16 protein-coding genes and 1 pseudogene are annotated in these 19164 nt (G+C 65.4%); 6 read left to right on the top strand and 11 right to left on the bottom strand.

The window, feature by feature from the left end:
* Positions 1–54 precede the first annotated feature (54 nt).
* The 3 genes from EV192_RS31120 to EV192_RS31110 all read left to right on the top strand — a co-directional run bounded on the left by EV192_RS31120 (position 55) and on the right by EV192_RS31110 (position 2121).
* Entirely contained in the window at positions 55–510 is a 456-nt protein-coding gene (locus EV192_RS31120) for a hypothetical protein (RefSeq protein ID WP_132121777.1), read from the top strand.
* Between the two features lie 151 nt (positions 511–661).
* Positions 662–1069 carry a hypothetical protein gene (locus tag EV192_RS31115; protein ID WP_132121775.1) on the top strand — a complete coding sequence of 136 codons (408 nt, stop codon included), beginning with the start codon at positions 662–664 and terminating at the stop codon, positions 1067–1069.
* Positions 1070–1578: 509 nt separating this feature from the next.
* Entirely contained in the window at positions 1579–2121 is a 543-nt protein-coding gene (locus tag EV192_RS31110; protein ID WP_132121773.1) for an RICIN domain-containing protein, read from the top strand.
* Here EV192_RS31110 and EV192_RS57480 read toward each other — a convergent pair.
* Both EV192_RS57480 and EV192_RS31100 read right to left on the bottom strand, forming a co-directional pair.
* Entirely contained in the window at positions 2111–2431 is a 321-nt protein-coding gene (locus tag EV192_RS57480) for a hypothetical protein (RefSeq protein WP_424923407.1), read from the bottom strand. The two genes, EV192_RS31110 and EV192_RS57480, sit on opposite strands and share 11 nt — an antisense overlap.
* A 341-nt stretch (positions 2432–2772) precedes the next feature.
* Positions 2773–3330 carry a TetR/AcrR family transcriptional regulator gene (locus EV192_RS31100; RefSeq protein ID WP_207926304.1) on the bottom strand — a complete coding sequence of 186 codons (558 nt, stop codon included), beginning with the start codon at positions 3328–3330 and terminating at the stop codon, positions 2773–2775.
* A 538-nt stretch (positions 3331–3868) separates the two neighbouring features.
* Between EV192_RS31100 and EV192_RS54180 the strand changes: the two genes are divergently transcribed.
* A complete protein-coding gene (locus EV192_RS54180; RefSeq protein ID WP_165960701.1) occupies positions 3869–4009 on the top strand; it encodes a hypothetical protein in 141 nt (46 codons plus the stop codon).
* 80 nt (positions 4010–4089) lie between these two features.
* Here EV192_RS54180 and EV192_RS31095 read toward each other — a convergent pair.
* Positions 4090–4317 (bottom strand): annotated as a pseudogene (locus EV192_RS31095) (response regulator transcription factor); the annotation flags it as partial.
* On the opposite strand from EV192_RS31095, the gene EV192_RS31090 reads away from it, so the two are divergent.
* Complete coding sequence (locus EV192_RS31090) at positions 4241–8746, top strand: caspase, EACC1-associated type (RefSeq protein ID WP_424923403.1); 4506 nt, start codon at positions 4241–4243, stop codon at positions 8744–8746. The pseudogene EV192_RS31095 and the gene EV192_RS31090 sit on opposite strands and share 77 nt — an antisense overlap.
* On the opposite strand, the gene EV192_RS31085 is transcribed toward EV192_RS31090, so the two are convergent.
* Positions 8728–9015, bottom strand: coding sequence for a hypothetical protein (locus EV192_RS31085; RefSeq protein ID WP_132121765.1), 288 nt, complete (start codon positions 9013–9015; stop codon positions 8728–8730). The two genes, EV192_RS31090 and EV192_RS31085, sit on opposite strands and share 19 nt — an antisense overlap.
* A 154-nt stretch (positions 9016–9169) precedes the next feature.
* Between EV192_RS31085 and EV192_RS31080 the strand changes: the two genes are divergently transcribed.
* Positions 9170–10738 carry an ISL3 family transposase gene (locus EV192_RS31080; RefSeq protein WP_207926303.1) on the top strand — a complete coding sequence of 523 codons (1569 nt, stop codon included), beginning with the start codon at positions 9170–9172 and terminating at the stop codon, positions 10736–10738.
* A gap of 72 nt (positions 10739–10810) precedes the next feature.
* Here the strand turns inward: EV192_RS31080 and EV192_RS31075 are convergent, their stop codons facing one another.
* From EV192_RS31075 to EV192_RS31045, 7 genes are all read right to left on the bottom strand, one after another.
* Positions 10811–12133 (bottom strand): group II intron reverse transcriptase/maturase, encoded by a 1323-nt coding sequence (locus EV192_RS31075; RefSeq protein WP_207926302.1) that lies wholly within the window; start codon positions 12131–12133, stop codon positions 10811–10813.
* A gap of 1041 nt (positions 12134–13174) precedes the next feature.
* Complete coding sequence (locus EV192_RS54955; RefSeq protein ID WP_207926301.1) at positions 13175–15802, bottom strand: hypothetical protein; 2628 nt, start codon at positions 15800–15802, stop codon at positions 13175–13177.
* A 222-nt stretch (positions 15803–16024) separates the two neighbouring features.
* Positions 16025–16273 carry a hypothetical protein gene (locus tag EV192_RS31065; protein WP_132121763.1) on the bottom strand — a complete coding sequence of 83 codons (249 nt, stop codon included), beginning with the start codon at positions 16271–16273 and terminating at the stop codon, positions 16025–16027.
* On the bottom strand, positions 16266–16511 hold the full coding sequence (locus EV192_RS31060) for a hypothetical protein (RefSeq protein ID WP_132121761.1): 246 nt from the start codon (positions 16509–16511) through the stop codon (positions 16266–16268). Before EV192_RS31060 ends, EV192_RS31065 begins: the two co-directional genes overlap by 8 nt.
* Before the next feature lie 164 nt (positions 16512–16675).
* Positions 16676–17026, bottom strand: coding sequence for an ATP dependent DNA ligase (locus tag EV192_RS31055; protein WP_243727193.1), 351 nt, complete (start codon positions 17024–17026; stop codon positions 16676–16678).
* Between the two features lie 93 nt (positions 17027–17119).
* Positions 17120–17650, bottom strand: coding sequence for a GNAT family N-acetyltransferase (locus EV192_RS31050; RefSeq protein ID WP_132121757.1), 531 nt, complete (start codon positions 17648–17650; stop codon positions 17120–17122).
* Positions 17647–18918, bottom strand: a complete 1272-nt coding sequence (locus EV192_RS31045; RefSeq protein ID WP_132121755.1) for an IS256 family transposase — start codon at positions 18916–18918, stop codon at positions 17647–17649. Before EV192_RS31045 ends, EV192_RS31050 begins: the two co-directional genes overlap by 4 nt.
* Between the last annotated feature and the right edge of the window lie 246 nt (positions 18919–19164).

Here is a 19164-nt window from a genome sequence, read left to right as displayed (position 1 = left end):
GTTCCCCAGGTTTCCCGTCGGTCGGATGTTTACCGTTGCGTCGACTCTATACTCATGAGTACCCTTGGTCGGGATCGCATCGCCGGAGACAAGGGGGCCACGGTGAACCAGTCCAGCGCGTCGCGCCTACTCGCCCCGATCGACGTACGCGCCGCGCCGGCACCACAGCCCGGCCCGCGCGCGAACCGGGCGCACGAGGTCCGCACCATGCCGGCCGGCCTCGCCGGCTACAACGCTTTGAGCTCTGACCCCGTTATGACCGCCACGCTCGACCGGGCGGGAGCGTCCTGGGCCGAACGCGAGATCTCCGAACTCGGCGCGCTCATTGGCAGTCCTGAGTTGGCGGAGCTGTCGCGCGCCGCCAACAGGTACGTCCCGACGCTGCACACCCACGACCGGACCGCGCCATGTCAACTGATGTCCACTCGGAGATGTCGCCACGAAGGGAGACTCGTCGTGACAAACCTTCTGCATCGGCTCGGATCGGCCTGGGCCATGCATCCGTGGTGAGTGGTGGCAGCAATCGCGGCCGTCTCCGCGCTCGCGGGCGCGAAGTCCATCATGATCAGTTGGCAACCATCAAGCGGCAATGAACAACCAATGAGCTTGAACTGCTTTATCAATCCACGCAGGGGTTAGTAACCCGTTCAGGAGGTCGACCGTGCTGAGGACAATGATCAAGACTGCGATTATCGCAGTCACCGCAGTGGCCGCGATAGTCGGAACGATCGGTAGCGCAAGCGCGGCATCTGGATCTTCCCCCGTAGTAGACCACTTCCAAGTCCTCGGGTTCAACAATCCGCCCAACGCGGGCGGCCAGTTCGCCTATATATGCAACTACCAGTCCACCAGGAACGACTTCCACTTCTTTGTCTGGGACAACAACGCCCACGAGTACGCGACCCTGACTGACAGTTCCGCAACCGAGTACCGCGGGCCAGTAAACACCTGGGTAAATGCTGGAGAGTGCAACTCGTTCAAATTTACCCCCGCGCGCCAAGGCAATACAGTCATGGTCTGGGGTGCGTCCGATGGCAATTACACATACGTGAACGTCCGCTGGAACTAGACACGTGCTGGAATCGCGGCTGGCAAACTGTCCAGCTGTCTGCCGCGATTTCGCACATCGGACCTGATCGACGTTCCTCTGATACACCTATTGTCGCGAGGCGTTAATTCGTGTGCAGTAGGCGGCTGGGTTGTCGAGGTGTCGGCCGGGTCGAGGCTCCTCCGACAATCCCTCCAGTCGCTTGGACACAAACCGCGCCCGCAAGTCAGTCTTCCGCCGCCGTGCCCACCCTGCCGGCACCGAACGCTGCTCCTCGGGCGACAACCTGCCGGATCAAGCTTCGGACGCTCGCCACACCCTCCCTAGCAGAGCGCGGAAACGGTTCTGGGTGTCCATTTGGAGACGTCGACACGAAGGGAAGGGGCGATGTGGCAAGCCCTCCGCACCGGCTCCGATCTGCCGGCACCAGGCGTTCGTGGTCGCACTGGCCGCCTGCAGCACACCCCAGGCGAAACCGGCCGACGCGGCAACCGCCGTCGGCCCCCTCACAGGACTACGGAGGCAGGAGTATGACGGGCAAGCACTTCATGCGCAGACTGTCGATCACCGCTATGGCCGGCGTCGCGCTGATCGTTGGACTGGTTGGTCCAGCACAGGCCGCCAGCAATAACTGGAACATACTTAGCGGGGTGAATTTCTCTTTGTGTTTGGACATCTATGGTGCCGCACCGATCGGTCCAGGGAGCAATGTGCAGGTCTATTCCTGTCACGAGGGTTACAATGCCAACCAGCGATGGTCCTTCCTCGCAGACGGCACGATCCGCTCCAAGGTTGACAACAACTTGTGTTTGGACATCTATGCCCCGACCGGATGGGTTGGTAGTGGAAGCAATGTGCAGGTTTATACCTGTAAGGCAGGTGACAATGCCAACCAGCGGTGGTACCGCCCCGGAGACGGCACGATCCACTCAGAAGCTGACCACGGGTTGTGTTTGGACATCTTTGCTCCCAACGGGTCATCGATCGGTGACGGAAGCAATGTGCAGGTCTATGTTTGTCACGGCGGTTACAATGCCAACCAAAAGTGGGTGCTGAACCCCGTCATCTTCTGACACCGCAGGGCCGCAGCCGACGAGGTCCGGATACACCTGGACACGGTGTTTTGTCTCGGTGTATCCGGAGTGCATACCCACCTTCGGGTCCATCAGCCGCCCGGGGTTCACCGTGCACACGCCCCATAGCTCGGCCGCGGAGTTGGTAGGGCACGAACAGGTTGGCATCGACGAGGAGGTGCGCCGCACCGACGGTCCCGGTCAGCACGACGCAGCGCACCCGGTGATCCGCCACAAGCTCACGCAACGCATCGTGAAATTGCACCGTCAGCTGAAGGCTGAGCGCGTTGAGCTTACCGGGATCGTGCATACGGACGACGGCGCGTGCACCGTCGCGTTCGACGAGCACATATCGTTCTGTGCATTCCTGAGCCTAGGCCAGCGCACCCACATAGATGATCATCTCATCTCCAAGATTGTCCGGACAGAGTCCGGCGGCCACCAGGCTGGGACGCATGAAATTGGCGCGCATCCCCGGAACGTCACATACCGCGATGATTCCGTCGACTCTGGCCTCGGCCGCCTTCTCCGCGTGACCACGATTGACGACGTCATGAAAGGACCGAGGTTGGCACCGGACGTCAGCAACAGGAGTGCGGTAACGGCCGGTGCCCGCAGTCGTCCCACCGGGGAATCAGGAATGGGGCATCCCTATTTCTCCTTGTCGCGCGTGGCGAGGCCGTGAACCAGCGTCGCGACGCAACCGTCGGCGATCTCCTCCGGTGTCATGGGCCCACGAGGGTCGTACCAGCGAGCGATCCAGTTCAAGGCGCCGGCCAGTGTGAATGTCACAAGGCGTGGGTCGCCGGGGGCGATCGAGCCGTCGCGCATACCCTGCTCGACGACCCGCCGGATCAGGGTGTCGGTCTCGCGCTTCATCTCACGAAAGCGGGCGCGGCTCTCCGGCGACAGCTCGTGGTCGGCCGTGCGAGTGACGCATATGCCGAAGTCGTTCGTCATGACCACCGCGTAGTTGCGCATGTACGCCTTGAGCCGTTCCAAACCGTTTCCGCCCTGCTGCTCGACGTCCACTCCGATATCGCGGATGCCCTCGACTCCCCGACGGACGCATTCGAAGAGGATCTCGTCCTTGTTGGCGAAGTAGTGGTAGATAGTCGGCTTGGTCACGTTCAACGCCTTCGCGACATCTTCCAGCGAGGTCGCGTGGACACCCTTCTCGTTGAAGAGGCTCACGGCTGTTCTGAGCACCGCCTCACGCTTCAGCCCTCGTTCACGGTCGCGATCTTCGGGACGCGGCCACGGTGACCTGGACGGGGCGGAACTGGACATGGGTCGATGTTCCTCACTGGTCAGCTGTATACTGCTATGTACACTCTATACCGGTGAGTATAGGGTCAATCGGCAGCCACACGACCACGAGAAACGCTGCACTCGAGGCGAACCACGCCCGCAGAGCGCCCGGTGCACCGCGGACCCCGGGTGTTGGATGCCCACTGCGAACCGTACCGGCCACGACGCCTCGGCACCGGATCCCTCCTATCGTCGCTTCGACTCCTCCCACACCTCAAGGCGGAGATTGTCATGGCTATCACCATTCCACGGACAGTCCCGGGTAGGTCGTCGGGCAGGAGGGATCAGGACGTCATCCGTGCACTGGCTGGCTCGTGCATGGCCAGAACTCGGTGCCAATGCCGTGACCTGGAGTTTCGTTCGCGACCGAGGTCGGGCATGGATCACCGTGCGTGGTGGTCGGTCTCCTGTCCCTGAGGGCTGTCCGGGTGCTCGAATGGCTGGCGTTTTTCTTGGCAGCAGGACAGTGTTGATCGCGGAAGTGTTGGCGCTTGGCCATGAGGTCGCAGTGCCGCGCTGCGTCCTGCCCAGATCCATCCTCGACGGGGTGACCAGCGAGTACGAGATCGCGGCGTGACAGAGCGGAGCCACCATGGACCGGCAGGTCAACGCCACATCGATTATCCGAGCCCCACAAGGTCCGTCACTCGACCTGGATCACCTCAACGGGTCATGCCATTTCACCTGGGTGTGGCGGACGGGCCAGGTCAGCCCGGCCTGGTAGGCGAGGATGGCGGCCTGGACGCGGTTGCGAGCGTTGAGCTTGTCCAGTATGGAGCTGATATGGGCGTTCACCGTGCCTTCGACGATGTGGAGGGCGTCGGCGATCTCGCCGTTGGAGTGCCCGGCGCCAAGCGGAGCGAGGACTCGGCGTTCGCGGCCCAGTGCGCCCACGAATCGCCGCGCTATGTTGGGTCAAGGAGGGCTGGGATGGAGTTGGCGATCACGGTCAAGGGTGACAACCCCCCGGTCGCGTGACGACGTGACCGGGTTGGACGCATCAGGTACACGCGTTGTGCTGATGGGGACATGGACACACGACGCGGCCTCGGGGTTGCCCTCGGTGCCGGCGGTGCCGGGCACATTGGCCGATCTTGGGCAGACGTTGGTTGAGCGGTGTGGCTTGCGCGCTGACGCTTTGTGTTTCGTGCGGGACTCCGGCAGTCCCACGGACATGGGAATAGCGTTGGCCGAGCAGGCCGAAAGGGCCGAAGGTGTCCTGCTGGTCTACTACGTGGGTCACGGGCTGGTCAGCCCCGGCGGCGAGCTGTACTTGGCGACCAGGGCCACCGACGCGCGGCCGAACCGGGTGGCCCACACCTCGTTGGCCTACGCCGCCGTGCGCAGTTGCCTGCTGGATTCGCCGGCGCGGGCGGTTGTCGTCGTGCTCGACTGCTGCTTTTCCGGACGGGCACTGGGTGTGCTTGGTGGGTCTGACGATGCGGCCGCCGATCTGGCGCGAGTGCATGGCGGGTTCGTGCTGACGTCGGCGGCCTCGAACGAGGTGGCTCTTGCCCCAGTCGGGCAAGCGCACACCGCGTTCACAGGGGAGTTGATCCGGCTCCTTCGTCAGGGCGACCCGGAGGGGCCACAGCAGCTGAGTTTGCGTCATGTCTACCGGTATCTCAGCCAGGCGCTCTCGGCACGGGGAATGCCGAAACCTCACCGCCGCGCGAGTGATTGGGTCGAGGACCTGGTACTCGCCCCGAACCCTGCCTACCGGCCGCCGGATATCCGGCCGCACATCTCCGTGGCCGTGCCAGACGATGAGGTGGGCGGCCCGGCGATCTGTCCTTATCCGGGGTTGACGGCCTTCAGTCCTGAGCAGACCCAGTGGTACTTCGGCCGGGAGCGGTTGACCGAGACTCTGGTCCGGCGATTGGCCGACCGTCTGGATGGGGCGACTCCTCTGGTGGTCACCGGACCGTCGGGGGCGGGGAAATCCTCGCTGTTGGGCGCGGGACTGGTGCCCGCGCTGGATCGTGGCGAACTCGGCAAACCGGGCGCCCGGACGTGGCCGCACGTGTTCTTCACCCCGACCGCGCACCCGATGACCGAGTTGGCCACCCAACTGACAAGGCTGACTGGTGCCGGATCCGTAAGCGCGGCCGTCAGCGACGGTCACGCCGCGATCGTGCAGGCCTTGCAAGCCCGCGTCGGCGACCGCGATCACTCCGGGGCCCGATTGATCCTCGTCATCGACCAGTTCGAAGAGATCTTCACCCTGTGCACGGACGAATCGGAGCGGACATCGTTCGTTCGCGCGCTGTGCGCCGCCGCCAAAGGCGATGGGGACCGTGAGCCAACGGCGCTGGTGGTGATCGGCGTCCGCGCCGACTTCTACGGTCACTGTGCGGCGTATCCCGAACTCGTGCCCGCGTTGCAGGACACCGGTGTGATCGTGGGCGCGATGTCCGGCGCGGAGGTGCGCGACGCGATCCAGAAGCCCGCCGGGGTCGTTGGACTCACGCTGCAATCCGGGCTGGTCGACACCATCCTGCGCGACCTCGGCGCCGACGAGGACGAGGTGCGTGATCAGGGAACGCTGCCCTTGCTGGCCTATGCGCTGCAGGCAAGCTGGGACCGCGGCACCGGTCGCACTGTCACGGTTGTCGACTATCACGCAACTGGCGGCATCCGCGGCGCGATCACCAACGCCGCCGAACGTGCCTACAACCAACTGGACGAGCAGGGCCGGCAGACGGCACGGCGGCTGCTATTGCGCATGATCCAGATCGGGACAGGCTCGGAGGACACCCGTCGGCGAGCGAGCCGATCCGATCTGCTGCGCGAACTGCCCGACCCCGACGTCGCGATCGCGGTGCTGAACGCGCTGGCCGATGCCCGACTGATCACTGTGGACCAGGACACCGCCGAGATCGCCCACGAAGCCCTGCTGCGAGCGTGGCCGCGCCTGCGGGACTGGATCAGTTCCGACCGGGCCGGCTTGCGCACCCATCAGCAATTGTCCGAAGCGGCCGACCGCTGGCACCAGAACAACCGGGACCCGAACCGCCTCTACCGCGGTACCCCACTGCAGTTGGCACGCGAGTGGGCCACCGACCCGGATCACGATGCCGAACTGGGTTCGGTGGAGCGCGCCTTTCTGGACGCGGGCCGACGCACGGCGCGCCGACGCACCCGGCTGGGCCGTTCGCTCACTGCCCTTGGGCTGCTCCTGGTCTTGTTCGCGGTGGTCGCGACGGTCATTTCCATTCAACAACGAGACATGGCACTGGATCAGAACGCCCTGGCCCTTTCTCGGGAATGGGCCGCCAAATCCACCGCGCTGCGCAACACCCAGCCTGAAGACGCCATGCTGCTCGCGGCCGAAGCGTACCGGCAAGCCCCTACGGTCGAGGCTCGCAGCGCCCTGCTCAGCGTGCAGAGCCAACCGTTCGACGGCCGCCTGATCGATGACCGCGAACCGGTCGACGCGGTGGCCTTCGGCCCGGACGGCCACACCGTGGTCACCGGTGGCTACGACAATGAAATGAGGCTGTGGGACCCGTCATCTCATCGGCAACTCGCCACCCTCGCCCACTTCAACACCCCTGTCGACGCCGTCGCGTTGAGCGCGGACCGGCACACCGCCGCCGAAGCCGACGGGAACAACATTACGCTATGGGACATCACGACCCACCGACGGTTGGCCACCCTTGGCGGGGGCGGTTTCAACGCGGTGGCGCTCAGCCCGGACGGCCGGACAGTGGCTGCGGCCGACGGCAGCATGGTGGCTGACCGGACCACCAACTCGTCCCCGCACAAGGGGAACGTGCTGCTGTGGGATATCACCACCCGCCAGCAGATCGGCACGCTCGCCAGCGCCGCAGGCGCGTTTCACGGCCTCGCGTTCAGCCCTGATGGCCACACCCTGGCCACCGGTGGGGACGACGGCACAGCGCGGCTGTGGGACGTCACCACCCAGAAACCGATCGCCACCCTGTCCGGACACACCGGCGCCATCACCTCAGTGGCGTTCAGCCCGGACGGCCGCATCCTGGCCACCGCGAGCACCGACGAAACGGCACGGCTGTGGGATGTCAGCACTCACCAGGAGATCGCCACCCTGTTAGGACATACCGACGCGGTGTACCAGGTGGCGTTCAGCCCGGATGGCGGCACGCTGGCCACCGCAAGCGGCGATCACACCGTGGCGCTGTGGGATGGCACCACCGGCCAGAAGTTCGCCACCCTGTCGGGACACGACAACGCCGTCCGCGGTGCGGCGTTCAGCCCGGATGGCGGCACCCTGGCCACCGCAAGCGATGATCACACCGTGGCGCTGTGGGACCTGGCCGGCTCGTTGCTGATCGCGCACCCGGTCGCCCCGGTCTATCGGGCGGCCACCAGCCCCGACGGGCACCTCCTGGCCACCGCGGGAGCCGACCGAATGGCACGGCTGTGGGATCTCACCACCCACAAACTGGTCGCCACCCTGTCCGGGCACACCGACACCGTTTACGGCGTGGCGTTCAGCCCCGATGGCGGCACCCTGGCCACGGTAGGCGAAGACGGCAGCGTGAAGCTGTGGAATACGGCGAGCCACGCTCTGGTCGCGACCTGGTTCGCCGACGACAAAGGCGCCTACGCGGTCACCTTCAGCCCCGATGGGCGTACCCTCGCCACCGGCGGCGGCGACGCGGACGTGCGACTATGGGACGCCACCACCCACCAGTTGACAGCCACGAACTCCCCTCTCCCAGACCTACCCCACCACGCTGTTTACGGCCTGGCTTTCAGCCCGGACGGCAACGATCTGGTCCTTGTCGGAGCCGACCACGACATGGCTACCGTATCCATGCGGCAACCCACCAGCCGAGACCACCTCTTCACCGACAACAGCGAACCCACTGGGCACACCGCCGACATCCAGTCGGTGGCGTTCAGCCCGGACGGCCACATGCTGGCTACCGCAAGCAATGACCGGACCGTCAAACTGTGGGACGCCACCAGCCACAGACTGCTCACCACCCTTGCTGGTCACGCCGCGCGGGTGTACCGGGCGACGTTCAGCCCGGACGGCCGCACACTGGCTACCGCAAGCGATGACCAAACCGTGAAACTCTGGGACGTCACCACCCATCAGGAGATCGCCACGCTGTCCAGTCGAGACGGAGCCATCGTCGGGGCGGCGTTCAGCCCGAACGACCGCACCTTGGCCACCGCGAGCGCCAACGGCGTTGTACGACTGTGGAACGTCGACGTCACGCAGGTACTCGACCACCTCTGCAACGTCGTCCACGGCCTCATCGACCCGGACCACTGGCGGCGACTTCTCCCGGAACGGCCCTATCAGGCCAACTGTCCCTGATCGACCTCAGCTGAGCTGTTTCGCAGCAGTCCGACCAGTTCATAGGCAATGGCCGCCGCGAACACCGACCAAGGCGACACCGGGAACAGGTTGACGTGCACGATCACGGTGCCTGCCACCGCGAGTCCGAACCCTACGACCAGCCCGAGCAGCGCCACCGCCCACAGCCGGCGTACCCGCAGCAGCGTACCCAGCGCCCAGCCGACCGCGACCGCCAGCAGAAACAGGCCCAGGACCGCCACCAGGATGCCGACCACCAGATCGCCCATTGCCGTGATGGCGCTCTCCGGAATAGGGTCCTGTCGCCGATTGCGTGATCAACTTCCTTGGATCCGGTGCGAACGTCGCCTCACCGGTCTGTGATGATGATCTTGGTGTGATCATGGATAGTTAGCGGACCTGTTGCCGCACTTGGCTGGAGTGATGGTCGAGAAGGTCGAGCGGGGTCAGGCCGGCGTGCGGATCTGGGCATGTGCCAAGGCGAGCGTGAGTGCCTGTTCATCCTGTGGGGTCGAGTCAGGCCGAGTGCATAGCCGCCATGACCGTCGGGTGGCCGACGTGCCGGTGGCGGGACGACCGGTGGTGCTGTGGCTGCGAATGCGCCGGTTCTTTTGCGACAACCAGACATGTCCGGTCAGGACGTTGACCGAGCAGATCGATGGCGTGATCAGCGCGCACGCACGGCGCAGTCCGCGGCTGCGTGGGATGTTGGAATCGATCGGTCTGGCGATGGCAGCTCGTGCCGGAGCGCGGTTGGCCGGTCGCCTCGGCTTGGTCACCGGCCGGGACACGTTGTTGCGCTTAGTCCGCGCCGTCCCTGACCCGTCGATAGGGACGGTCACCGTGTTGGGTGTCGATGACTTCGCGTTCACACGCCGCCGCAGCTACGGGACCATCCTGCTCGACATGGCTACCCACCGGCCGATTGACCTGCTCGCCGACCGCACCGCGGATAGCCTTGCCGAGTGGCTGCGCGCGCACCCTGGCGTGACCATCGTGTGTCGTGATCGTGCTGGCACGTATGCGGAAGGCGCGCGCCTGGGCGCACCCGATGCTCAGCAAGTGGCCGATCGCTGGCACCTCTGGCATGGGCTGGCCGGCTATGTCGAGAGAATGATCAGACAACATCGCCACGACTTGCGCGATCCCGATCACGATATTCCCGAGTCTGACTCAGATCTCGCTGCCCCGGTGAACGTTGAACAGATCGCGATCGCAGCGGAGGTCGACCGCGTCGAGGCGCAAGCCGTGGTCGTCCGCATCCGTGAGCACTACCAGGAAGTGCGACGGCTCCTGGTTCAGGGTGAATCGATCAGCGGGATCTCCCGATCGCTGCGGCTGGATCACAAGACTGTTCGACGGTCCGCTCGGGCAGTGACTGTGGAGGAGTTGCTGATCAAGCAGCGGGACGGACGTCCTGGACCGCTGGAGCGGTTCAAACCGTACCTGCGCGAGCGATGGAACCAAGGATGCACTACCGCGACGGTCCTGCTGGCCGAGATCCGCGAGCAGGGATACACCGGCAGCTATCCGGCCCTGATCCGCTACCTCTGTCTCTTCCGGACAGTCGGTGCCGCACCGCCTGCCACCCCAGCCCCGCCGAAGGTCCGGGACGTGACGCGATGGATGCTGCGCTATCCCGACGATCCCGACAGCCGGGAGCGCGATCGCCTGAACGAGGTCCTGGCCCGCAGCTCGGCCCTGGCGAGGTTGGCATACCACGTCGCGTCCTTCGCGGAGATGATGACAAGTCTGCATGGTGAACGCCTCGAAGAATGGATCACCACGGTGGAAGCGGATGACTTCCCACACTTGCACTCGTTCACCGCTGGGCTCGCACGCGACCGCGCCGCAGTAGTCAACGGGCTCACGATGGAGCACAACTCCGGCGCGGTCGAAGGCGCCGTCTCACGGCTGAAATCCATCAAGAGAAGCATGTACGGGCGGGCGAAGTTCGACTTGCTCCGCAAGAAGGTCCTCTGCCGAGTCTGACCGGACCCTACCCGATGGTGATCGCTGAGTCGGCCTGGGGCGCGGTGCAGGGATTGCTCTCTGCCCGTTTCCTCAGGCCGCTCTCCGAACCCGCCGTGCGCCTCTCAACGCAACGGGCTCTCCACGGAATCTGTCGTCAGACGGTGGTCGACAGAACCCAGGGGATGGGGATCGTGTTGCCCCGGTAGCGGTAGCGGGTAACCGTGACCGCCTCGATGTTGAACAACCGACCCCGTTCGCCGCCGGTCGCAGCCACTTCCCGGTAGGGGTGGTGAACCGGCGACGGACGTCCTTCCAACTCCAGTGATGCCGTATCCTCAACATCCGGATCACCCGCCACCACACGAAGTGAGCCAGGCTGCTGAAGGTGTGTTTGGCCACGGTATGTCTGAAGTAGGTGGACCAGCCGCGCATGATCTGATTGAGCCTGATCAACACGGATCCCAGATCCTGTTGCGACAACCTGCGTGTCAGGGCACGGATCTTCGCCTTCAACTGCCGGACTGGCCGGTCGGCGATGAGGGTGTAGACGTACCACTTGTCCGTGCCTCGCTTGCGGCGCCACTGGATGTGAAACCCCAGGAAGTCGAACCCGTCACTCATGTGCGCGATGTGGGTCTTGGCTCGCGAGAGCCGAAGCCCCCATGGTGCCAACAAAGACAGGATTCCGCCTTGCGGCGTGCCGGTCGGGGTATCGCGTTGCTCGCCGAGTTCCAGCAGGACCCCGGCTTTGAGGAACGCCTTGACCAGCGCCAGCACACGCTTGTCCTTGACTCGTGCCCGCACCCGGTCCATGAGGGCGGAGTGTGAGATGGAGTCAAAGCACGCCTCGATGTCCGCATCGAGCACCCACCGATAGCCGTGGGTGCCGTAGTAGTGGATCTCGGCGATCGCGTCATGTGCTCGCCGCTTGGGCCGGAACCCGTAGGAGACCGGTTCGAAGTCGGCCTCAAAGATCGGTTCCAGCACCAGCTTCAACGCGGCCTGCACGACCCGATCGGTCACCGTCGGAATACCGAGGCGCCGAACCTTCCCGCTTCCGCCGGGTTTGGGAATCGTGCGTTCCCGCACCGGCAGTGGCCGGAACGTGCCCGTCTTGAGCTGGGCACGCAGGTCGTCCAGGAACCCCGGAACGCCGATGCGCTGCTCGACGTCGGCGACCGTGAGGCCGTCGACTCCGGCAGTGCGCGCTCCGGTGTTGCTCGCGACCCGGTCGAACGCCACGATCAGCGTCGCCGGGTCGTACACGAAGTTGACCAGGTCGTCGAACCTGCGGCCAGGGTCGGCCGCCGCCCAACGATGAAGCTTGGCCTGCATCTCCGATACCCGCTGGCGAGGCCCCATAGGAACCTCCTCCAGCGCGGCGCCGCCGTTCGGCGGCGCGTCTTTCGGCATTGCAGCCTCCTCATCTTCTCGGTATCCGCTGCCGCCCTTGGCCATGTGACCGGCTTTCCCGGCCTCGGACTACTACGGCGGCTCCGCCCCGTCCCAGACCGATCGATGGTCGGTGCACCCAGCCCGCCAGTCCACACTGGACGCATGGTGGCGGGCAAGACCTGGGACGGTTCCCGTGTTCACTGCGATTCGCTCGATGGAGGAGGAGCCCGACTGTGTCCCTGCGGTATCGCCACGAGTACGCCGCAGACCTTCCTCGTGGCCTCCCGGGCAGCTTTCGTATACCACCCAAAGAGTTCCCCACCCCACACAACAGGGTGGGTGCGCACCGCGTCCGGCCCAGATCCGCCAGGTTCGAGCCGGTGTCACTTTGAGGGACGTAACAACGCCGGTTCCTCGCTTACTCCTTTCCATCCCGCTCGCCGGACCCGCACCATCTGGCAGTACTGACACGTCCCGGCTTTGTCAGGGCCGCTCCCACCCTCCCCGGCACCATCCGGGTCAGGCTGCCCTCAGCTCCACCGCCCTGCTGCGACAGGGCAAGCGGTGAAGGTCTCCCACCTCCACTCGAATCCACAGCGCCTCACGGCGCAGACGCAATCAGCGACAGGACCCTATTCGGAGAGCGCCATCAGCTCGCGGGCCGCGGTGCGATCACCGCACGGGAACTGTCACCTGGCTGGGTTCGTAGTCGAGGCGTTGGCCACGCCACGATGCCTGCCGCAGGCGCTGGTCAGGGATCAATTCGCGGTATTCGACGTCTTCTCCAGAATTCGCATGTCTCATGAGACACGGCCGTGCGGGCATTGACCAGGATCAGGCATCGGCAACAGGCCGAGTAGGTCAACCAGCATTGCAGCGTGGGGTGAGACATGCTGGAGCGGTGTCATTGCGCGCGCAAGTTCGCCCGGTCGGTTGATCGTCAGTACTGCGCAGATGGACTGGCCTCGTTGCCAGGCTACGGCCGGATCGGCGCGTCCCGCGTCGTGGGCGGAGGTGTTCGGCACACTGGACGCCTTGGTGGTGTTCTCCGGTGCATTGCTACCGAGCCGCCACCACGCCGGACGATCTTTCGGGGGTGCGCTGTGCCAGCCGGTGTTGAAGTGTGGCGTGCCGGAATTGGTAGACAGGTCCCACCGTGCGCAGAAGGTGTCTGCTCCGTGCATCTTCCAGGAACGGGATCAGCCGCAGCGGGATCTTGTGCCGGACCGCTAGCTGCACCAGGGCGGCTGCGGTGTCGAGGGTGGCGGCACCAGGTGCGTTCGCGGGGGTGCCCACCCGTTTGGCGATCACTGTGGCCCCGAACCCCAACACGAGCCCGACCAGCAGCGTGACCGGAAGCACAACCGAGAGTCTGGAGGTGAGCGCCGATGCGAGCCCAGGCACGAGCCTGATCGCGAGCGCGGCCTGGAAACCGATCACGAGCCCCGACATGGTTAGGAACACGAGCCCGGCGTTTCTGTCGTGGCGCCAGACATCCGCAGGCCCGAGCGAGCTGTCATCAACCTCCATAGGCCCGGCGAGCCCGAATAGGGCGACACCCGCAAGTCCGGAGGAAAGCCCGACCGCGAGACCGGACACCAGCCCAACTGACAGCCCGGACACCAGTCCGGCTGAGAAGCCGGACAGGAGACCGCCCATGAGTGCGGCCACGAGTCCGAAGACGAGACTGTGCGACGCGTTCCGGTAGGTAAGGCGGGTGATCCGTCGTGGCATGACCGGTACCCCTCGAAAATGCTTGGTCGAGACAGCGAAGATGGTTAAGAGACCGAACGTCAGCCCGGCCAAGAGTCCCACCCCGAGTCCGTACGAGAGCCCCAGCCCGGGCGCCCAGATAAGCTCGTTCCAGAGCACGGTCGCGACGATGCCCGCGATCGTTCGGGAGCGGCGTGGTGTCCAGGTGGGGATGTGCCACCAGGCGAGGTCCGCAGTGTGGTGTTCGGTGAGTCGGGTGGCGAGGTAGCGCAGGGTGCGGTGGGCGGTCGCCATGGTGTAGCGCGGGGTGGGGTGTCCAGGGCGGGGCGTGTATGCGGCGGTGATGGCGTGGTCGAGGAGGTGGTTCTCGATGTCGTCAGCGGTACGAAACCGTGAACTGTCCAGGAGTTCGTCGACCGGGTCCGTTGGGCTGTAGACGTCGCGGAGCAGGCTCAGGGCCAGTGGGGTGGTCAGGGCTTCGGATAGGGGGCTGATCCGCCGAGGCCGCGTGTGGTCCGTTGCCCCGGCGAGGTGATCACGGATCGTCTGCCAAGGGGTTGGTGGTGGGTCGACCAACGGTTGGAGGAGATAGTTGGCGGCGTCGGTGGGTGTCACCGGTTGCAGTTCCAGCGCGACGGCGCCGGGCAGGGGACCGTGGTGGGACGCGACGACCGCTTCCGCGGTGCGGGTCAGCAGGACCAGTCGAAACGGGGCGTCGGCCAAGGCCGCGAGCACGCCCGGCCGGACGGACTCGGGGATTTCGTCCAGGCCGTCGAGAAACCCCGCAACGTGACCAGCGGTCAGCAAGTCTATTGCCGCGTGGCGACCTGCGCGGCTGCGGAAGAGTGGATAGGTCTCGGCGAGTTTGCCGGCCATCCAGTCAGTGACGGATTCGCCGTGATCGGGGTCCCAGCCGTGCAGGGTGAACAGCACCGGCACCGGAATCCGCGCCTGATCTTCCGGCGTGGCCTGCTCCCGATAGCGCAGTGCGTCCAGCAGCAAAAGAATCGCGGCGGCGCTTTTGCCCGACCCCGGTGGTCCGACCAGCAGTACCCGCCCCGACGGCAATCCCCCATAGACCTGGTGCAAAGCGCGCCTGCCGCCCTCACACAGGTCGCTGCCGCTGACGGCGGTCAGTCCGGCAAGCGGATCAAACCGGGCATACTCGGTGGCCGATACCGGGCCAGCCACCGGCGCCATCGAGCGACACCACCGGATCGGCAACGGGGCAGGATGCAGCAACCGCCGGTCGTTGGCCGCGACCGTCCACTGATTCCACGATGCCCTGGCCAACAGGCGCAATCGCTCGTCTACCGGCGGCGACAGCTGCGGCCGTGAGTTGGCAGAAACCACGGCCGGGACGTCTGGGGGCGGTGCAACGTCGGGCGGGTACGGGTGATCGGGCAGGGTGATCCAGCCGACCGTGTTGGTTTCCTTTGCACTCACTGGGACCGGGCGGTAAGTGGCGGGTGCGGCGCCAGGGGTGTGTCGGACCACGTCGTCGAAGAACCAGTCGGAGGTGATCACCGCGAGCACGCCCGGTGACGCGCGGAGTGCGGCTTTGAGCGGTTGTGCGTCGATGAGCCGGAACGCCAGTGTCAGCGAGGAGGAGGTGACGCCGTGGTCGTCGTAGTGGACTTCCCCGGCGTGCACCGCCATCCTCAACCGGATCCGCTGTGCGTCGGCGTGCGTGTCGTTGTGCACGCGCAGCGCTGTGATCAGGGTCGGAGGCAGTGTTTCGACGAATAGTGCCTTGGACGTTGACGCGGGAGCGAGGACGAACACTGCGTCACCGCGGTCCTCGTGATAGCAGTCGGCCCATGGCACACCTACCGTGTCGAACGCCGTTCGCACGATGTGGTAGAGCCCATCACGGACACCGCGCTGATGCGGATTCGTCCGCCGCCGATCCCCGAAGCCCTCCACATCCAGCACCACGATCGTGTGATGCCTCGCCACGTCCGCGCTATCCACGTCACCCACCCCACATGACGTTCTCACCACTCGACGAAGACACAGAAAGCCTCCCAGGAATCGGTGCCCGCGTAGACGTAGAAGTACCGGATGTAGATGATTCCGCTGGAATGGCGTAGGGGCTGCACGTGGTCTTCTGTTCGGTTGTGGCCACGGGCTCCATGGACGGGCCGGGTCGCAGTGAGAGTGGGGTAGGTCGTTCCCGCGCAGCCAGGCAGCGAATCACCTGGTCCTGTGGTGATCCAGCGACACCACCACGCCGGTCTGCTCCAGTTCCTGTCGCAGCAGGGTGTTGTCGTGATGCAGGGCGGCGATGGCGGTGGCCGCGGCGTCGAGTTGGTGGTTGAGGCGGGTGCATTCCTGGGTTCGGGCCGCGACTTTTTTCTGAAGTTGGGTCAGTCCGTCGTTCTTGCGGGCCTCGTCTGCGGTGAGCCCGCCGCAGGCGGCGACGCTGGCGTCCCACTCAGTCATGACCCGCTGCGCTCGGTTCATGGTGGTCTCGGCCGCGAGCCTGGAGGAAGTGCACGAACCGGCGCACGATGTAGGCGTACTCCCGCAGCGTCTTGGCGTCCTTGTTGTCGTCGACCGGGTGCCGAAACCACGAACACAGTGGCTCCACTGGCCGCATCGACTCCTCGTCGAGGAATACTGGCGTGCCGGCTGGAATTGCCCGATAGGCCAACAGTTGGTCCACCTCTACCGGAGTCACGGCCTGGCCGCGTAGGTGCTGGTGAACCAATTATGGGCTGACAAAGGAAAGGAGCACTCGTCCTCCTGTGAGACAGCGACGGAGAACAGAGATATCGCGGGCAGAGCGCCTGAGCCACTCGACTCACCTCCACAATAGAGTGATCGTGAGACAGTCTCAAACCGTCAAAAGAAGACGTCGCCGACCAGGATCGGCGTGGCCCAGTGCGCCCCGCGTGCGTCGTCGCGCGGCACCGGCGAGTTGAACGGGCTGGTTGGCTGTTCGAGGTCGGCGAGCTGCTCGCGGAGCTGGTGCAGGGTCGCCGCATTGAAACCGGTGCCGACCTTGCCGAGGTAGACGAGCTGACCGGCGTCGTCGTGGGCCCTGACGAGGAGTGCACCGATGCGGCCGGCGCGGGTGCCCGAGCCAAATGTCCAGCCTCCGACCACAACTTCCGTGGTCGACCGGAACGTAGTCTTGATCCAGTCCCGGGACCGAGCGCCCGGCTGGTACAGCGAGGAGGTGCGCTTTGCCACGTTATGGACAGGGTTGACCGTTCCCGTCGCCCCTGAGTCTGCCTCTTGAACGACACCTAGCGTTTGTCCAATCGTCGTCAACGAGAGAAATTGTCAAGACCTGTGGATGGGGTCTATGTCGGGGGTGATGGGTCGTTCCATGTAGATCATGGGGATCGGTGAGTCGGTGTCGTAGGGCTCGATGTCGGTGTAGCCGAGGTGGTGGTAGAAGCCGATGACGGTGGTGCGGGTGGGCAGGACGTCCAGGACCAAGCGAGTGAAATGGTGTCGTGCGGCGTGCTGGTGAGCGTGTTCCATGAGGATGCGTCCGATCCCGCCGCGGTGCGCTGGACGTACGTAGAGCCGTTTGATCTCCGCCGTGCCGGCGGGCGGGCGGGGCGTGAGCCCCACGCAGCCGATGGCGTGGTGGCCGAGGTAGGCCAGCAACAGGGTTCCCGGTGGGTGGTAGACGCGGTCGAGGTTCTGGCACTCGCGGCGGAGCACCTCGGGAAGTTGGTGGATGTCGGTGGGGCGAGGCTGGCCGGTGTCGGCTTGGGTGGCGGCCATGTACTCGAAGACCAACGAGATGGCGTCGGCCTGCCGGGCGGCTCCGAAGGCGTCCACAACGCTGACCGGGAGCGTCATGCGGCGTCCTCGTCGGGTCGTTCAACAAGGATGCCGTTGACGACGGTGGCGCCGGCACGGACCAGCGCGACCAGGTGGGGTGCGTTGACCGCGCGCCAGCGAGCTTGTGCTGACTCGATGAGCTTGAACGCCATCGCCAGCCCGGCCGCCCGTGAGCCCGGTCCCTTGGTGACCTTCGTGCGATGGCGCACCGTGGCGAAGGTCGATTCGTTCGGGTTGGTCGTGCGTAGGTGGATCCAGTGTTCGGCGGGGTAGTCGTAGAACGCCAGTAACACCTCGACATCGTCGGTGATCTTCGCGACCGCCTTGCCGAACTTCGCACCGTAGGCGGCCTCGAACGCTGTCGCCGCGTCCAGGGCATGTCGGCGGTCCTCGGCGTTCCAGATCTCCGCGAGAGCCTTCTTCGCCCCGGGATGCGCCGACTTCGGCATGGCCGACAACACGTTGGCGATCTTGTGGAACCAACACCGCTGCTCACGGGTATCAGGGAAGACCTCGCGTAACGCGCCCCAGAACCCCGACGCTCCGTCGCCAACCGCCAGCACCGGCGCGACCATGCCCCGCCGGGCGCAGTCGCGTAGCAGATCGGCCCATGACTCGGTCGACTCCCGATACCCATCGGCCAACGCGACCAGCTCCTTGCGGCCATCGGCGCGCACACCGATTGTCACCAGCAGGCAGAGTTTGTGTTCCTCCAGGCGGATGTTGACGTGGATGCCGTCCGCCCACAGGTACACGTAGTCCACATCGGACAAGTCCCGCTCGGCGAAAGCACGCTGCTCGGCCTTCCACTGCTCGGTCAGCTTGGTGATCACCGCGGCGGACAAGCCCTTCGCCGAACCGAGGAATTGCCCTAGCGCGGGCACGAAGTCCCCGGATGACAGACCGTGCAGGTACAGCAGCGGCAGCACCTCGGTGATCTTCGGAGTCTTGCGTGCCCATGCCGGCAGGATCGCCGAGGCGAACCGCTTCCGTTCGCCGGTGTCCGGGTCGACCCGCTTGTCGTTGCCCCGCGGCGCGGTCACCTCCACGGCCCCAGCCGAGGTGAGTACCTCACGTGGTTGGTGGTAGCCGTTGCGCACGACGAGTCGGTGGCTGTGCTCGTCACGCTCGTCGGCGAACGCGGCGATGTAGGCGTCGACCTCGGCTCGTAGGGCTTCGGCCAGCATCCTGCGGGCGCCGTCGCGGCCGATCTGGTCGATCAACGACGCCTCGCCCGTGCTCGGGTGGCCGTCGTTGGATGCAGGGCCGGGGACTACGGTGAGCATGGGCGTGCCTTCCCAACCGACGCGCCAACGTCGGCCTGCTTGAGACCTCTACTCGATCACCGGGAAGGTACGGCCTTCACCGGCCGATCCACAGGTCTCAAGCATTGCTCCCCGCCCAACCCTCACAGGCGCTGTCCAAGCCTCGCCTCCCGGCACGAATTTCCCTCCGCGACAGGCTGCGCCTGCGAGCGGGATATGCGTGGCGCAACAGCGGCAACCTCGCCATCCGGCAGTTCCGGCTGCGCT

It is taken from the genome of Actinocrispum wychmicini (assembly GCF_004345645.1).
Classification (GTDB): Bacteria; Actinomycetota; Actinomycetes; order Mycobacteriales; family Pseudonocardiaceae; genus Kibdelosporangium; species Kibdelosporangium wychmicini.
This window is presented reverse-complemented; position numbering and strand designations above follow the sequence as displayed.

Coding starts and splice junctions, on each gene's coding strand:
- EV192_RS31050 (WP_132121757.1), bottom strand. CDS start 17,650: ATGACGCTCCCGGTCAGCGTTGTGGACGCCTTCGGAGCCGCCCGGCAG.
- EV192_RS31090 (WP_424923403.1), top strand. CDS start 4,241: ATGTGGAGGGCGTCGGCGATCTCGCCGTTGGAGTGCCCGGCGCCAAGC.
- EV192_RS31065 (WP_132121763.1), bottom strand. CDS start 16,273: ATGACTGAGTGGGACGCCAGCGTCGCCGCCTGCGGCGGGCTCACCGCA.
- EV192_RS31045 (WP_132121755.1), bottom strand. CDS start 18,918: ATGCTCACCGTAGTCCCCGGCCCTGCATCCAACGACGGCCACCCGAGC.
- EV192_RS31080 (WP_207926303.1), top strand. CDS start 9,170: ATGGTCGAGAAGGTCGAGCGGGGTCAGGCCGGCGTGCGGATCTGGGCA.
- EV192_RS31075 (WP_207926302.1), bottom strand. CDS start 12,133: ATGCCGAAAGACGCGCCGCCGAACGGCGGCGCCGCGCTGGAGGAGGTT.
- EV192_RS31085 (WP_132121765.1), bottom strand. CDS start 9,015: ATGGGCGATCTGGTGGTCGGCATCCTGGTGGCGGTCCTGGGCCTGTTT.
- EV192_RS31110 (WP_132121773.1), top strand. CDS start 1,579: ATGACGGGCAAGCACTTCATGCGCAGACTGTCGATCACCGCTATGGCC.
- EV192_RS31120 (WP_132121777.1), top strand. CDS start 55: ATGAGTACCCTTGGTCGGGATCGCATCGCCGGAGACAAGGGGGCCACG.
- EV192_RS54180 (WP_165960701.1), top strand. CDS start 3,869: ATGGCTGGCGTTTTTCTTGGCAGCAGGACAGTGTTGATCGCGGAAGTG.
- EV192_RS57480 (WP_424923407.1), bottom strand. CDS start 2,431: ATGCACGATCCCGGTAAGCTCAACGCGCTCAGCCTTCAGCTGACGGTG.